Raw genomic sequence first — 15,920 nt, forward strand, 5'->3', positions numbered from 1 at the left:
ATTGGGGGTGACCGGACCGCGCATCGCGGCCCGGTGGCTTTTTTGTCGGGTTCGGCTGGTGGCGCTACTTCTGGAGATCGGTCCAGATCTTGGTGTAAAGCGCCTGCACATCCGGTGGGCAGGCCGGCATGAACTGGCCCTTGGCGGCGAATTCGGCCGGAATATTCACCTCGGGTGCGTTCTTCATATCATCGGGCATGAAGGCTTCCGAGCCCTTGATCCCGTTCGAATAGCGAGCGAAAGCCGAGATCATCGCGGCGTTCTTCGGGTCCATTATGAAGTTCTGGAAGAGCTTGGCATTGTCGACGTTCTTGGCGTCCTTGAGAACCGCGACATTGTCCATCCAGATCGGAAAACCTTCCTTCGGATAGCCGTAGACGATCTTGTCGTTCTGCAGCCGCTCGCGCAGCGATATGCCATTCCAGTCGACGCCGGCGGCGATGTCGCCCCTGCCCAGGCCGTCGACGGCCGCGTAGTCGAGCGAAAGCCATTTCGCCTTCGCCTCGACCAGCTTGTCACGGACCTTCTTCAGCACCTGCATGTCGTTGGTGCAGTATTTTCCGCCTTCATAAGCGATTGCGAGGAACATGATGTCCCCCATTTCGGGGACGACATTGATCTTGCCGACAAGCTCGGGCGGTGGGTCGAGGAACAGCGCAGACGTGTTCGGGTCGCCTGAATAGACCGACTTGTTCACTGAAATGCCTGTCGTGCCCCACTGCCAGGGAACGGTGTATTTGCGGCCCGGATCGAAGGGAACGTCGACCCATCGCGGATCGACATTCTTGAAATTCTCCATCGTGTTGGGATCGGTTTCCAGCAGGAGGCCTTCGCTGATCCAGATCGGCACGACGCTGGCGGAAGGCACGACGATGTCATAGCCGGAAGCGCCCTGGCGGACCTTAGCCAATGCGGTGTCGTTGGAGTCGTAGTCGGTCACGGTGACCTTGATCTTGTAGGTCTCCTCGAACTTCTTGATCAGGTCCGGACTGGTGTAGTTGCCCCAGGTGTAGATGTTGAGTTCGCCATCGGCGCGGGCGACGCCTGTTGCGGCGAACAGCGACAGCCCGACGGCCGCAGCGGTCAATTTCCAGTTCATGCGAGTTGCTCCCATTGTTGGGACCGGCGGCGTCGCCGCCTCAGGTCCATTCCTGCTGATGAACAAGCCTGAGCCTTCCGCCCAGCAACGGGCCGAATGGCGGTCAGGAAAATTCCCCTCTTCGCGGCCATTCACTGGCTGACGCCAGCTGACCAACTCGGTGTTCGCTTTCGAAGCTAGATTATAACTAACTATACAGTCAATATCTTTTCGACAGGCTTGGTGTTGGCCGGCAATTGCCTGACGTTTTCGACCTGAGTGAAAAAGCGAAGAGAAGGCTCCAGCCTTCAGGCGTCATGCCTGTCGGCTGGAAGGGAAACCCTATATTTAGGCGCGGGGTCCTTCCGCTTCCGCCATGGCCTCAATCGGTCCTTCAATCTCGTTTTGACAACCGGCTTCTCGTAAGCGGGAGCGGGCAGCCCGGCGAGCGCGTAATAGTCGTCAAGGATGGTGGTTTGCAGCAGGCGCTGCTCCTGTGTGAAGAAGCTGAAATGGGCGGCGACCAGATCGCCGAAAACCTTGCCTGGGCGATCGAGCTTCGCCGGCAACGTCACTGACAGCCATTCCTCTTCGTCATTTCCCGGCGGAAAGAAGACTTCGCCGATGTCCAGCACTTCCGACCCGAAAAAACCGATCGCGTTGATCGAGAAGCGCCCCAACCTGACTTCCCGATCAGGGACGCGGAAATCACTAAGCCGGTTCGTCCGAACGGCCTCGATGAAGACCGGATGCAGCGCCATTGGAAAGCTTGCGTGCGCCCAGGAATATGGACACATCGCCTGACAGGTGAGTGGCCCATCGATCAGCACCCTGGAAAAATTCTTGATCAGGGTGCTGCAGACCGCGTTGTTGATGATGAGCGGCGCATACCAGAGGGCCGAGCCTTTTTCCGCCATCGCCCGCTCCTTAAATCTGGGAAGAAAACCCTCCTCCAGAAACACCACGTCGTCATCGAGGCGCAGATAGAGAGCGTCGGCGTCGTCACAGAAGCGGAAAAACCTGCCGATGATCTCTAAGCTGCCGTCGGCGCTCGGGAGCGTCTTGATCTTGCAGCGAGGATCGCTGGCTGCCAATTTCTGGAGATAGGCGCGGTCTGCTTCATTGCGGCAATTGTCCCACAGATGCCATTCGTGCACCTCGGGACTTCTCAGTACATGATGGCTCAGCAGGCGAAGATATTTCTCGCGGCCGGCCGGGGTCACAACAATCAGCTTCATGAGAGTCCCGCCTGCAATGGTTCCGCATCGAGCTTAGAATCGATCGAGAGGCGAATCTAGATTCGCGGTGTGTCGCAAGCACAGTACAAGACATCAATGCTGGACGATCATTTTCTTCGGATGTTTGGCTCTTCGCTTTCATTCGGGTTTGGTGTAGGGGCTCACCATAACAGCTTTGGACCCATGAATGGACGCCGAAACCAAGTCCTTGACAAGTACCCGCCGCAATCTCGTCATCGTCAGGGCTGGAGACAATTCTCTCCATCGCGGATGGGGAGCGGATGTGTCCGAATGCGAATTCGACCTGGTTGTCAGTTACTATGGAACTGATCCGTCGTCATTTCGGCAGCCGTATGAAAACAGGGTCGACCACAAGGGCGGCAAATGGGATGGCATCCATGCCCTGTTCAGCCAGCGGCCGGACCTGCTCGATCGTTACCAGTATATCTGGTTCCCCGACGATGATCTGGAGGCTGACCGGACGACTATCGAAGCAATGTTCGCCAAAATGCGCCGACTGGATCTGCACATTGCCCAGCCGGCACTGACGCTGGACAGCTATTTTTCTCACCTACCATTTCTCCGCTGCAAGAGCTTCGAATTTCGCCTGGTCGATAAGATCGAGATCATGGCTCCCTGCCTGAGAGCCGACGTCGCGGCCAAGATGCTGCCCCTTTTCAAAGAATCCATGAGCGGTTTTGGCCTCGATTCCCTGTGGACAAGGCTTGCCGCGCAAAATCTGGGAAGATCGGCTGTTTTCGACGCCTTGCCCGTTCGTCATACGCGGCCGGTGGGAGTTCATCTGGCGACAGCGATGCTCAAGTCAGGCAGAACGCCTCACGACGAATATCGCCAACTGGCGTCGCAATATGGATTTGGCGAGTTCTTTCCATTGTCCTATGAGGCCGTCGATCGCGAAGGCAGGCGCTGGCGATCGAAACCCATGATCGGCCTGCGTATGGTGGCCGACTATCTCTTGGACAGGAAAGCCTTTCGCCAGGCGAACCGATTGATGAAATTGTTATGGCGCCTGCTGCGCAGGCAATATTCCAAGTCGGTCGACCTGTCCCAGATAATTCTCAAGCCCTAAGGATTCGGATAGGCGAATGGACAGGAACCTGCTGGCCAAGGCCGACATCCTCATCGTCGGCGCAGGCTTTTACGGTGCGACACTCGCCGAGCGCATCGCTACGCAGCTTGGCCGGCGCGTGCTGGTGATCGACCGGCGCCGGCATATCGGCGGCAATGCCTACACCGAACAAGATCCGGTCACCGGCGTCGAGATCCATCGCTACGGGCCGCATCTGTTCCATACATCCAACGAGGAGGTCTGGAACTATCTGCGCGCCTTCACCGGTTTCACGGCCTATCGCCATCGTGCGTTCTCAACTTATCGCGACAAGGTCTATCCGCTGCCGATCAACCTTGCCACGATCTGCCAGTTCTTCGGCAAGCGGCTGAGCCCCGACGAGGCGCGTGGCATGATCGCCGAGCAGGCGGCGGAACTGGGCGACCGCCAACCGGCCAATCTCGAGGAGAAGGCGATCTCCCTCGTCGGCCGCCACCTCTACGAGGCCTTCATCAAGGGCTACACCGCCAAGCAATGGCAGACGGACCCGCGCGAACTGCCGGCGCAGGTCATCGCGCGCCTGCCCGTCCGTTACACGTTCGAGGACGGTTATTTCAACGACCGCTTCCAGGGGCAACCCGTGGATGGCTATACGGCGATATTCGAAAGGATGCTCGCGCACGAGCTTATCGAAACACGGCTTGGCATCGACTTCTTCGATATCAAGCCCTTGCTGCCGAAGGGCCTGCCGGTCGTCTACACCGGCCCGATCGACCGCTATTTCGACTATAGCGAGGGCGAACTCGGCTGGCGAACCATCGATATCGATCTGGAGGTCCTGAACATGCCGGACCACCAGGGTACGGCGATCATGAACTACGCGGACGAAGCCGTGCCTTATACCCGCGTCGTCGAATTCCGGCATTTCAACCCGGAGCGCCAGCACGGGAGCGACAAAACGCTCATCGGCCGCGAGTATTCCCGTTTTGCCGGCCGCGCCGACGAGCCTTATTATCCGATCGACACGCGCAAGGATCAGGCGGTCTATCGCCGTTATCTCGATCGGGCGAGTGCGGAGAAAAACCTGCATCTCGGGGGACGGTTGGGGACTTACCGCTACCTCGACATGCACCAGGCGATCGGTGCCGCCCTAAAGGCCTTCGAAACCGTGCTTGAGCCCTATTTCGCCGGTCGGCTCGATTCTGTTTCGCGGTCGCCATGACGGACCGGGTCTGAAGCCGCAAATCTCTGGTTCTCAGGCCGTCGCCGCCAATTTGCCGCCGTCGGCAATCTGTTGCCTGAACCATTCGAAAGTACGCCGGATCCCCTCCTGGTAACCGGTCGTGGCTTCCCAGCCGGGAAGAACCTGCCTTGCCAGTGTCAGGTCCGGGCACCGGGTCGTCGGATCCTGCGGGACAGGCGCATGGTGTTCGATACGACTGCCGGGAACAAGCGAGCAGACGAATTTCGCGGTGTCGAGAACCGAGATTTCGCGGTTGTTGCCGATGTTCAGGGGACCACGGTGCGAGATGCTGTCGCGCCAGAAGAAGCGCTCCAACCCATCGACAATATCGTCGACATAACCCCAGCTGCGTGACTGGGAACCGTCGCCGTAAACCGTCAGGATTCCGGTCGTCAGGGCCTGGCTGACAAAATTCGAAACGGCGCGGCCATCATCGATGCGCGTTCGCGGCCCATATGTGTTGAACAGCCTGACGACTCGGACATCGAGCCCGCTGACGCGCTGCTGTTCGAACAGCAGCGCTTCGGTGCAGCGCTTGCCCTCGTCGTAGGACGCCCGTGGCCCGGTGCAGTCGACGGATCCCCGGTAGCTCTCCGGCTGCGGCGACACCAGGGGATCGCCATAAACTTCCGAGGTCGAGGCAAAACAGAAGCGGCCGCCGGGCCGCAGCAGCGACAGGAGATTGAGCGCGCCGCCTATATTGGCTTTGATCGTGCGGACCGGTTCGCGCATATACCATACGGGCGAAGCCGGTGACGCCAGATGGATGATCTCATCGAAATGCCCACTCGCCTCGAAGCTTTCGGCATCGCCAATCCGCAGGCTGAAGCGTGGATCCGAGACATGGGCTATGTTGTCGCGCAATCCGGTCCACAAATTGTCGACGACGACAAGCGTTTCCAGATCGTCGCGCCGCAGCAGGCGATCGACAAGATGCGATCCGATGAAGCCGCAGCCCCCGGAAACCAATACGCTACGCAGCATGCCCTACCACCCAGATTCGGCCGGTCAACCCGGCGCGCGGCTCGATTCCCAGAAACGAGAGAAACGGAATCCAATGTCAGATCCAAAGCGCTTCTATCAGTGCTTTTGTATATGCCGCAATTGCAACGATCAAACTTGTCTTGCGCCAGCCGGTGATCGGTCACCTCTGGATCACGGCTGGTGCCTGCCGAGTTCGGCGATATTGGTCCGGTCAGCGTGTCTGGGCGGCCTACAGTGCCCTTTGCGGGCAAGGCATTCCGGCGGCATCACCGCAGCGTGACGCCGTCGGGACCGGCCTGGCGCTCATTTGTTCCGACTGGCGCACCAGTTCGGCGAAGACAAGCGCGAAACTTCCCAACATGACAAAGACGATGATCAGGCGTGCTACCGGCAATATGTCGGCCTCGTCTGGCTGGCGCATGTCCCCGGCATCAGGATCCGCGGGATCACGCGCACAAATCTAACGTGCCGCAACGTCCTTTGCGTCCCGAAGGATAAGGTAGTGCTGCGGGCGCCCCACGCCACCCATGCCGGCTAACATGATCGATCCGGCTTTACGAGACCTTAAGCCTGGCCTTAACCATCACATTCGATCGCGCCACGACATCAACCGCGACCGGCCCATGTGGCGGCACTGCCGCACGTCACTTCGTGAACTGGCGGAGGCTCTCTTTGCAGACCCGCCCGCCCCATGCTACCCCGGCGCTGGCGCGGCCAGAACCTGCCGGCGCCAATCGGTCGCGATCGGGAAGCCATGAGCACAGCCGCCAACAGCATCGCCTTCGTCTCGTCCGAGACAACAGACGCCAAGGCGGCTGTTGAAAGCCTGTCGGCGCGCTATGGCCAACGTTCGGTCGCCGAGGCGACCGTCGTGGTGGCGCTGGGAGGCGACGGCTTCCTGCTGCAGACCTTGCGCGACACGATGGGCACTGGAAAGAAAGTCTACGGCATGAACCGTGGCACCATCGGCTTCCTGATGAATGAGTACCGGTCCGGAGGGCTCACCGAGCGCATCGCGGCCGCGGTCGCCGAGACGATCCGCCCGCTGGAGATGCTGGCAACCACCTCGGATGGCGAACACGTCATGGCGCTGGCGATCAACGAAGTTGCGCTGTGGCGCCAATCCTATCAGACGGCCAAGATCCGCATCAGCGTCGATGAACAGATACGGCTCGAGGAACTGAACTGCGACGGCGTCATGATCGCGACGCCGGCCGGATCGACCGCGTACAATCTTTCCGCGCACGGCCCTATCCTGCCGCTCGACGCGCCGCTTCTGGCTCTCACGCCGGTCAGCCCGTTTCGTCCGCGACGCTGGCGCGGCGCATTGCTCTCCAACAAGGCGACCGTGCGCTTCGACATTCTGGAGCCGGAAAAGCGGCCGGTGAACGCCGCCGCCGACCACACGGAGGTCAAGGCGGTGACATCGGTTACGGTGCGGGAATCGCCGACCGCCACCGCGACTTTGCTGTTCGATCCCAACCACTCCTGGAACGAACGCATCCTGGCCGAACAGTTCCGTTACTGAGCCGGCACGGAGACAAGCGGTCGGATTAAGCATCGCGATTAAGGTTACAACTTCACAATCGCACCAATCCTGCCCGTTTCTGTTGACAAATCGCGGGCTTGCGCCTAATCGCAATACCAATCTTGCAGGCGCGTGGCGCTTGCCGCGACGAATGACGTTGCGCTTCCCCGAACCAGCCAAAGACAGCAACACTTGTCCTCAGACACGACGATCGCTCAAGAAGCGTTGACCTTTTCGGACCTTGGCCTGTCGCCGAAGGTGCTTTCCGCAGTCACCGATGCCGGCTACACCCAGCCGACCCCGATCCAGGCTGGTGCGATCCCGCACGCCTTGCTCGGCAAGGACGTGCTGGGCATTGCCCAGACCGGCACCGGCAAGACCGCCTCCTTCGTGCTGCCGATGCTGACCCGGCTGGAAAAGGGCCGCGCCCGCGCCCGCATGCCGCGCACGCTGATCCTGGAGCCGACGCGTGAGCTTGCCGCGCAGGTCGAAGAAAACTTCGTCAAATACGGCAAGAACCACAAGCTCAACATCGCATTGCTGATCGGCGGCGTGTCGTTCGACGAGCAGGACAAGAAACTGGAGCGCGGCGCCGATGTGCTGATCGCGACGCCAGGCCGCCTGCTCGACCACCGCGAGCGCGGCAAATTGCTGCTCAACGGCGTCGAGATCCTGGTCATCGACGAGGCCGACCGCATGCTCGACATGGGTTTCATTCCCGATATCGAGCGTATCTGCGAGATGATCCCGTTCACTCGGCAGACGCTGTTCTTCTCGGCGACGATGCCGCCGGAGATCACCAAGCTGACGGAAAAATTCCTGCATGCGCCGGTCCGCGTCGAGGTCTCCAAGGCCGCGTCGGCGGCTACCAACATCACCCAGCGGCTGGTCAAATCGGGCTCGAAGCCTTGGGACAAGCGCGAAACGCTGCGTAACCTGATCAAGGCCGAGGACGCGGAGCTGAAGAACGCGATCATCTTCTGCAACCGCAAGATCGAGGTTTCGGAGCTGTTCCGCTCGCTGCTGAAATATGATTTCGACGCCGGTGCGCTGCATGGCGACATGGACCAGCGCGCGCGCATGCAGATGCTGGCCAATTTCCGCGACGGCAAGCTGCGCTATCTCGTCGCCTCGGATGTCGCCGCGCGCGGCCTCGACATTCCCGATGTCAGCCATGTCTTCAACTACGACGTGCCGATCCACGCCGAGGACTATGTCCACCGCATCGGCCGCACCGGCCGCGCCGGGCGCTCGGGCAAGTCCTTCACCATCGCGACCAAGTCCGACACCAAGTATATCGATGCCATCGAGCGGCTGATCGGCGCCAAGATCGAGTGGCATGACGGCGACCTGTCGACGGTGGTTGCCAGCGAAGGCGAGGACGATGCTCCGCGCCGCGGCAAAGGCGCGCCGCGCCGTGCCGGCCGCAAGGACGAGGACCGCAACGACAGGGGCGGGCGCAAGAAGGGCGGCGAGCGTCGCGGCAGGCACAGCGAGGAAGATGCCGCGACCGCGGTTGCTCAACCGCAGCCCGATGTGGCCGAGACGGCCGATATTGCCGAACGGCGCGCGCGCAAGGATGCAATCCGTTCGGAAAACACGGAGCGCAAATCGTCCGACCGCAATGAGCCGCGCGCGCCTGAGCGCGGTGATACCAGGCCGCAGCGCAGCAATAACCGCCCTGCCCGCCATCATCAGGAAGACAACGACACCACAGTCGGCTTCGGCGACGACATGCCGGCCTTCATGCGCATCGTCGCCAAGGTCTGATTCCAGCCAGCAAGCCGGCTACCCGGCTTGCCTCCTTTTTCGCCCTGCAGCCAAGAGCAATTCGAGGAAAGCGTATAGCGTCCCGGAATTGCGTGGGAACGAAACATTGGGGCGGTTCAGCAATTCCATTGGACACTGGTCCGCTCCAGGTCACATCGGCCCGGGCATCATCTTGGTCGGTTTCTCCAGCATCGGAAACTCGGCCTTGTCGCATTTCACCTTCGGGTTCGTCGGGCTGAACATGCCGTTCGGATTGTCCTCGAGCCAGGCGTGAAGATCGTAGTGGACGAACTCCCTGGGAATTAGCGGATAGTGTCCCTCCATCGGGCCCATGAAGGTTTGACCAAACAGCTTGGGTGGTTCCTTGATGTCCGGGGTCAGCGGCACCAGCCACTCCACGCCGACCAATTTCAGGCCTTTCTTGGTCGGCTCGTAGATCAATACATTGGGATGCATCGGATCTAGTTTCTGGCCGACACTTGGGACGTTGACGAAATGGATGCCCATGGCGCCCTTCGGATAAACCATGGAGCCGGGTATCTTTTCTCCGCTGTAGTAGACGCAGCCGACCGTCGACAGATAGAGATCGCGGACGGCGGCGGTGTAATCCTGATATTTGGCGAGCGATTTCTTCAACGCGTCGATGTCGGCCTTGTTGGCGTCCTCGGCATGAGCCGTGGCGAGGCCTAACCATGCGCCTACAACGCTTGTCAAAGCGAGGACGCCGCAGCGCCCAAGACTGGCTGTTCTTGTCATGCATTCCTCCCAGATTTCATGATCTGGCCGTGCAAGACCGAGGCGGCAACGATGTTGATTGCGCGGCCGATTAAACCGCCCCATCCTCTCTGGAACAGCGTCGATGCTAATCCTTTCCACGGCCGCGGAAAAGAATTTATTAGATCTTGCTAATTTTCTTTGACTGCTGTCACGAAACCGAGCGCCAATACACGGCTGGATGAAAAACGGCCCCATTTGGGGCCGTTTCTCGCATCGCTTGAGACGCGATTCTGCTCAGGTGAGCGGCGAAAGCTGGATCTCGACGCGTCGGTTCTGGGCCCGGCCCTCGGCCGTGGCATTCGACGCGACGGGCCTTGTCTTGCCAAATCCGGTGACGGCGAAGCGGCGTTGATCGACGCCCTGGCCGGACAGATAGTTCGCGACCGCCAGCGCACGGCGCTGCGACAGATCGAAATTGTGCTGGTCGCCACCGGTCGAATCGGTATGGCCGAAAACGTCGACCGTGGTCTGCTTGAACTTCTTCAGCACCAGCGCCACCGAATTCAGCACCTGGTAGAAGCCGGGCTTCACCGCGTCCTGGTCGGTGTTGAAGGTGATGTCGGACGGCATGTTGAGGATGATCTGATCACCGCTGCGGGTGACGCTGACGCCGGTGCCCTGGAGCTGCCGGCGCAGTTCAGCCTCGTTCTGGTCCATGGTTGCACCGATGGCGCCCCCGGCCAGCGCGCCGATGCCGGCGCCGATCAGCGCGTTGCGACGATCATTGCCGCCAGCAAGCAGACCAAGGCTGGCGCCTGCCAGGGCGCCAAGACCCGCGCCCGCGGCCGTGTTGGAAATCTTCTGGTCGCCCGTATACGGATCGGTGGTGGTGCACGCGGTCACGAGCAGAGCCGTCGCCATCGCGACGAGCACGGTCTTTTTCATAGGATGGTTCCCTCTCCAAGTCACGCCTTACGACGGCGCCAAATCAGCCCTTACCGCGACTTGTACCATGAAATGCGGCGAAAAACGGAACGGGAAAAGTGGGCGTCGCGGCTTTTCCCGGGCTCTGTTGCGCAACGAAGCACCCTTGACGGGCTACCAGAGATTCTTGCCGTCAATGATCACCACTTCGACCTTGTCGAGATCGAAGTCATCGAACAGCCGCGAGTTGACGCTGATCTTCGGATTGTCGAAATCCGGCTCGCCGGTCGACCAGTCCGGTGTTTCGGTGAAGGTGCCGCAGCCGCAGCTTGCGCAAAAACCATGCTTTACGGTCTTCGAGCCCCATTGATAGAAGGAAACGTTCTTCAGCGGCGTGACGAGCTTGAACTGCGATGGGGTATAGTAGGCCCAAAGCGAGCCGCGTTTCGAACAGAACGAACAGGTGCATTGTGTCACCGTCCGCGGCGCCTCCGACACCTCGAATATCGTCGCCTTGCAGTGGCAGCTTCCCTTGATGGCCATGAACATCACCTCTCCATTGTCCTGCGCCCAAGCGGCAAGGCACCATAAAGAAGCGATCCTGACAACCGTCCGTCAACAGACGCGTCTGCCGAAGGGCGTTGGCCGCCAGCGCGGCATCAAAAAGAACGCGGCGGCACGAACAGGCATATCGTCTTGCCGGCATCGAGACCGGCTTGATGAGCGCACCAGTGAAACTCGCCGTCAGGGCTGTCCTTGACGCGCTTGTCCGTCATCGGAACCACCTCGCCGGTGCCGGCGATCACGTAGCCCTCGGGTTTCTCCAGCACCTCGCCGGTATGCGCGGCACGACAGTCATAGTTGGCGCAGCAGGCGAATGGATAGCTCCAACCCTGCGGCTTTGCCGCCGTCGGCTTGGCGTCATGAGCAAAAGCAGCTGGCGCGAACATCGCGATCACGCCGATGGCGAACAGGGAAAACATAAGCCGGCCGACCGGTTGAACGGCTCGGGCCGATCTGGGCGTGGCAGCAGACATGGGACGTTCCTTTCGAGCGTCAAGCATTTCGCCTGCCCGTTCCCGGAACGTGTCTTCCCAGTGGCCGGATCGTCAGTCGCAGATATGCCGCGTCCGGCCATAAATGCTTTTTGTCTCCCAGCGTTTGGATGCTGGGCTGATTCCTTGGTCGGCGCAAGAAGCCGCAGCGCCCAGACCATGGGGCGCACGCGCATGACATACATACTGCTACCCCTGACGAGATTCAGACCAAGTTCGTTCCCGGAAGGCGGGGCATGCAAACAACGGGATTGGTCCGGAGTGGTTCCAGCCGGCCGATCGCAGATGCGCGCGATCACATGCTCTTGATTGCCGGTGATATGGTCGCAGATCGTCAGCAATGGAGAACCAGTCGCCCCGCAGCCCACGAAGATGTGGGGCCGCCGGACGAGCGACAAACATGCGACGCTCCCGTTTTGGGGACAGGGAAAGACCCCGTCCCGCACGAGAGCAACATGCCGAATCAGAAGCCTTGCGATGACCGCACAAGCAGCCTAATCTAGGTCGGCTACCACTTCGCCCGCGCCGCCCTCGATGCGTTGTGACAGCGAGGCCTCCATGAAATCGTCGAGGTCGCCGTCGAGCACGCTCGACGGGCTGGTGCTTTCGACGCCGGTGCGCAGATCCTTCACCAACTGATAGGGCTGCAGCACGTAGGAGCGGATCTGGTGACCCCAGCCGATATCACTTTTCGACGCCTCGGTGGCGTTGGCGACCGCTTCGCGCTTCTTCAGCTCTTCCTCGTAGAGTCGCGAGCGCAGCATTTCCCAGGCCTTGGCCTTGTTCTTGTGCTGCGAGCGTTCGGCCTGGCAGGCGACCGCGATACCGGTGGCGATATGGGTGATGCGCACGGCCGAATCGGTGGTGTTGACGTGCTGGCCGCCCGAGCCGGACGAACGATAAGTGTCGATGCGCACGTCCGATTCGGAGACGTCGATCTCAATCCTGTCGTCGACGACAGGATAGACCCAGACGCTGGAGAACGACGTATGACGGCGCGCATTGCTGTCATAGGGTGAGATGCGCACCAGGCGATGGACACCGGATTCGGTCTTCATCCAGCCATAGGCATTATGGCCCTTGATCAGCAAGGTTGCGGACTTGATGCCGGCCTCTTCGCCGTCATGCACTTCCAGCACCTCTACCTTGAAGCGGCGGCGCTCGGCCCAGCGCGTGTACATGCGCAACAGCATCGAGGCCCAGTCCTGGCTTTCGGTACCGCCGGCGCCAGCGTGGATTTCGAGATAGGTGTCGTTGGCATCGGCCTCGCCCGAGAGCAACGTCTCGACCTGGCGGGCCTTGGCCTCGCCCTGCATCGAGCGGATCGCGGCTTCGGCTTCGGCGACGACGCCTTCGTCGCCCTCTTCCTCGCCCAGCTCGATCAGGCCGATGTTATCTTCCAGCGCCTGGGTCAGCCCCTTGACCGCCGCGATGCCTTCCTCGAGGCCCTGGCGTTCGCGCATCAGCTTCTGCGCTTCCAGCGGTTCGTTCCAGAGGCTGGCGTCCTCGGCCCGCACGTTCAGGTATTCAAGCCGCTTTATGGCCTGATCCCAGTCAAAGATGCCTCCTCAGCAGGGTTATCGCCTGCCTGATCTCGTCGACAATATTCTGCGTTTCCGCGCGCATGGCCTGGTAATTTGTCCTGTTGCTGAAATGACGCTTCGGTCGGCGCGATACATAGGGACGGTGCCGCCAAGTGTAAAGCGAAATGGGCCAGTTCGAGGCTGGCCCATTTGGACGTGTGAACCGTCAGTAAAGGCCGCCGCCGCCGTCCTGGATGGCCTGGTTGGCCTGTGGCGACAACGCGCCGCCGGAGGCATTGGAGCCGTCGGCGCCCATGCCGATTACCCAGTAGCTATCGGCGGGGCCGGTGCCCGGCTTGAAGGCCTCGATGATGGTGCCCGGATCGCCCGAGGTGGCGCGCATGCCGGTCTTGCGGTTGATGGCGATCAGGTTCATGCCGTCAGGCACCTTGAAGTCGACATTGGGCGTGCCGTCCAGCGCCACGCGCATGAAATCCTTGAAGATCGGGGCGGCAAGACCGCCGCCGGTGGCGCCATGACCAAGGCCGCGCGGCGTGTCGTAACCCATGTAGAGACCAACCACGAGGTTCGGCGTGTAGCCGATGAACCAGGCGTCCTTCTCGTCGTTGGTGGTGCCGGTCTTGCCGGCGATATGGCGGCCAAGCTCGCCGACGGTGGCACCGGTGCCGCGCTGGACGACGCCTTCCATCATCGAGGTGATCTGGTAGGCGGTCATCGGATCGAGCACCTGCTCGGAATTGTCGACAAGTTCCGGCTCCGGCTGATTCTTCCACTCAGTCGCGTTGCAACCTTCGCAGCCACGCTCGTCCTGCTTGAACACCGTCTTGCCGTAGCGGTCCTGAATACGGTCGATCAGTGACGGCTTGATCGACTTACCGCCATTGGCCATGATCGAATAGGCCGAAACCATGCGCATGACGGTCGTCTCGCCCGAACCCAGCGCCATCGGCAGATATGGCGCCAGATGATCATAGACGCCGAAGCGCTCGGCATATTCGACGACCAGCTTCATGCCCATGTCATTGGCAAGCCGCACCGTCATCAGGTTGCGCGACTTCTCGATGCCGGAACGCAGTGTCGCCGGGCCGGCGACCGTGCCGTCATAGTTCTTCGGCGTCCAGGTGGTGTTGCCGCTCTGGATCGTAATCGGTCCGTCCATGATCACCGAGGCCGGGGTATAGCCATTGTCGAGCGCGGCAGAATAGACGATCGGCTTGAACGAGGAGCCCGGCTGGCGCATTGCCTGCGTGGCGCGGTTGAATTCCGACTGCGAATAAGAAAAACCGCCGACCATGGCCAGCACGCGGCCGGTGTGCGGATCCATCGCGATCAGGCCGCCTTCCACCTCGGGAACCTGGCGAAGGCTGTAGGCATTGTCGGAACCGTCGTTCTTCTGGACGAAGATGACGTCGCCCGGCTTCAGCACGTCGGCCGGCGACTTGGCCTTGACTGTCTTGCCGTCGACCACATGGCGCATGGCAAACCCCATGTCTTCCTTGCTGACGGTGCCTTCGACGCGTTCCTTCACGATATCGCCCGACGCCTGGCGTGCGGGCTGCAGGCCGATCGATAGCCCGGACGCCGAACTGTCGAGCACGACGGCCAGCGACCACTCGGGAACGTCTTCCAGTCCCTTGACGGCGCCCAACGGCACACCCCAGTCGCCCGAGACGTCGATCGTCTTCACCGGCCCGCGATAGCCGCGCAAAGTATCGTATTTCATCAATCCATTCTGCATCGCCTTGCGGGCAATGAGCTGGACCTTCGGGTCGAGGGTGGTGCGGATGGACAGCCCGCCCTCATAGAGCGCGTTCTCGCCATAGCGGGCGATGATCTGCCGACGAACCTCTTCCGTGAAGTACTCGCCGGCGAAAAGGTAGGAGCCGGTGCGGCGCGGAGCAACGCCAAGCGGCTCGGCCTTCGCCTTTGCGCCCTCTTCGGGCGTCACATAACCGTTTTCGACCATCTGGCCGATCACCCAGTTTCGCCGTTCGATAGCCCGGTCGGCGTGCTTGAAGGGATTGTAGTTGGCCGGACCTTTCGGGAGCGATGCCAGATAAGCGGCCTCGGCCACGGTCAGCTCGTTCACCGATTTATCGAAGTAGGTCAGTGCGGCGCCGGCGACACCATAGGCGTTGAAGCCGAAGAAAATCTCATTGAGATAGAGCTCGAGGATACGATCCTTGGAATAGGCCTGTTCGATGCGGAACGAAAGGATGGCTTCCTTGACCTTGCGTTCCAGGGAGCGCTCGTTGGTCAGCAGGAAGTTCTTGGCAACCTGTTGGGTGATCGTCGAGCCGCCCTGCATGGGGCCACCCGAAACATAAGTCATCACCGCTCTGCCCAACCCCGTTATGTCGACACCAGGGTGGCTGTAGAAATTCTTGTCCTCCGCGGACAGAAAGGCGGCTTTGACGCGATCCGGGATGGCCTGGATTGGCAAATACAGGCGCCGTTCTCGTGCATACTCCGCCATCAGGGAGCCATCCGAGGCATGAATACGGGTGGTCACCGGAGGCTCGTACTTGGCCAACACTTCGTAGTCGGGCAGATCCTTTGCTATATGGCCGATGTAGAGGGCAACGCCCGCCGCGGCCAGAAGGGCCAGCGTCGTTCCGATGCCGAAAAAATAGCCAATGAGACGAATCATACCCGCTCCAGTCCTTGGTTCGGGAATTTCCTAAACGAAGCCGCCTTCCACGCAAGCTTTCGAGCCGGTCCCAATCCGCAATCGAAAACCCATGTCGCCACCATGTGGACAAAATACGGC

14 protein-coding genes are annotated in these 15,920 nt (G+C 60.7%); 4 read left to right on the forward strand and 10 right to left on the reverse strand.

What is annotated here, in order from left to right:
• Nucleotides 1-64: 64 nt before the first annotated feature.
• Both LB543_RS14565 and LB543_RS14570 read right to left on the reverse strand, forming a co-directional pair.
• Nucleotides 65-1,099, reverse strand: a complete 1,035-nt coding sequence (locus LB543_RS14565) for an extracellular solute-binding protein (RefSeq protein ID WP_140760159.1) — start codon at nucleotides 1,097-1,099, stop codon at nucleotides 65-67.
• Nucleotides 1,100-1,386: 287 nt separating this feature from the next.
• The gene (locus LB543_RS14570; protein WP_224614553.1) at nucleotides 1,387-2,316 is read right to left on the reverse strand and encodes a hypothetical protein; all 930 of its coding nucleotides are present in this window, start codon (nucleotides 2,314-2,316) and stop codon (nucleotides 1,387-1,389) included.
• 187 nt (nucleotides 2,317-2,503) lie between these two features.
• On the opposite strand from LB543_RS14570, the gene LB543_RS14575 reads away from it, so the two are divergent.
• Nucleotides 2,504-3,406: a hypothetical protein gene (locus tag LB543_RS14575; protein ID WP_224614554.1), complete on the forward strand. Its 903-nt coding sequence runs from the start codon at nucleotides 2,504-2,506 to the stop codon at nucleotides 3,404-3,406.
• A gap of 16 nt (nucleotides 3,407-3,422) precedes the next feature.
• A complete protein-coding gene (gene glf / locus LB543_RS14580) occupies nucleotides 3,423-4,607 on the forward strand; it encodes a UDP-galactopyranose mutase (RefSeq protein ID WP_224614555.1) in 1,185 nt (394 codons plus the stop codon).
• A gap of 33 nt (nucleotides 4,608-4,640) precedes the next feature.
• Here glf and LB543_RS14585 read toward each other — a convergent pair whose 3' ends face one another.
• On the reverse strand, nucleotides 4,641-5,609 hold the full coding sequence (locus tag LB543_RS14585) for an NAD-dependent epimerase/dehydratase family protein (protein WP_224614569.1): 969 nt from the start codon (nucleotides 5,607-5,609) through the stop codon (nucleotides 4,641-4,643).
• A gap of 232 nt (nucleotides 5,610-5,841) precedes the next feature.
• A complete protein-coding gene (locus LB543_RS14590; RefSeq protein WP_127869399.1) occupies nucleotides 5,842-6,033 on the reverse strand; it encodes a hypothetical protein in 192 nt (63 codons plus the stop codon).
• Nucleotides 6,034-6,366: 333 nt separating this feature from the next.
• Here LB543_RS14590 and LB543_RS14595 point away from each other — a divergent pair, with 333 nt between their 5' ends.
• Nucleotides 6,367-7,140, forward strand: a complete 774-nt coding sequence (locus LB543_RS14595; RefSeq protein WP_224614556.1) for an NAD kinase — start codon at nucleotides 6,367-6,369, stop codon at nucleotides 7,138-7,140.
• A gap of 192 nt (nucleotides 7,141-7,332) precedes the next feature.
• A complete protein-coding gene (locus LB543_RS14600) occupies nucleotides 7,333-8,910 on the forward strand; it encodes a DEAD/DEAH box helicase (RefSeq protein ID WP_224614557.1) in 1,578 nt (525 codons plus the stop codon).
• 150 nt (nucleotides 8,911-9,060) lie between these two features.
• On the opposite strand, the gene LB543_RS14605 is transcribed toward LB543_RS14600, so the two are convergent.
• The 6 genes from LB543_RS14605 to LB543_RS14630 all read right to left on the reverse strand — a co-directional run bounded on the left by LB543_RS14605 (nucleotide 9,061) and on the right by LB543_RS14630 (nucleotide 15,800).
• Nucleotides 9,061-9,666, reverse strand: a complete 606-nt coding sequence (locus LB543_RS14605) for a hypothetical protein (protein WP_140760141.1) — start codon at nucleotides 9,664-9,666, stop codon at nucleotides 9,061-9,063.
• Between the two features lie 255 nt (nucleotides 9,667-9,921).
• On the reverse strand, nucleotides 9,922-10,572 hold the full coding sequence (locus LB543_RS14610; RefSeq protein ID WP_140760139.1) for an OmpA family protein: 651 nt from the start codon (nucleotides 10,570-10,572) through the stop codon (nucleotides 9,922-9,924).
• 153 nt (nucleotides 10,573-10,725) lie between these two features.
• Nucleotides 10,726-11,094 (reverse strand): GFA family protein, encoded by a 369-nt coding sequence (locus tag LB543_RS14615; RefSeq protein ID WP_140760136.1) that lies wholly within the window; start codon nucleotides 11,092-11,094, stop codon nucleotides 10,726-10,728.
• Between the two features lie 116 nt (nucleotides 11,095-11,210).
• Nucleotides 11,211-11,588, reverse strand: a complete 378-nt coding sequence (locus tag LB543_RS14620; RefSeq protein ID WP_140760134.1) for a hypothetical protein — start codon at nucleotides 11,586-11,588, stop codon at nucleotides 11,211-11,213.
• Nucleotides 11,589-12,100: 512 nt separating this feature from the next.
• Nucleotides 12,101-13,232 (reverse strand): peptide chain release factor 2 gene (prfB, locus tag LB543_RS14625; protein WP_224595458.1). Its coding sequence is split into 2 segments (ribosomal slippage): nucleotides 12,101-13,165 and nucleotides 13,167-13,232, totalling 1,131 coding nucleotides; the frame shifts between segments, so codons are not numbered across the junction.
• A gap of 123 nt (nucleotides 13,233-13,355) precedes the next feature.
• Complete coding sequence (locus LB543_RS14630) at nucleotides 13,356-15,800, reverse strand: penicillin-binding protein 1A (protein WP_140760130.1); 2,445 nt, start codon at nucleotides 15,798-15,800, stop codon at nucleotides 13,356-13,358.
• Nucleotides 15,801-15,920 lie beyond the last annotated feature (120 nt).

Source organism: Mesorhizobium sp. ESP7-2 (assembly GCF_020164715.1).
GTDB lineage: Bacteria > Pseudomonadota > Alphaproteobacteria > Rhizobiales > Rhizobiaceae > Mesorhizobium.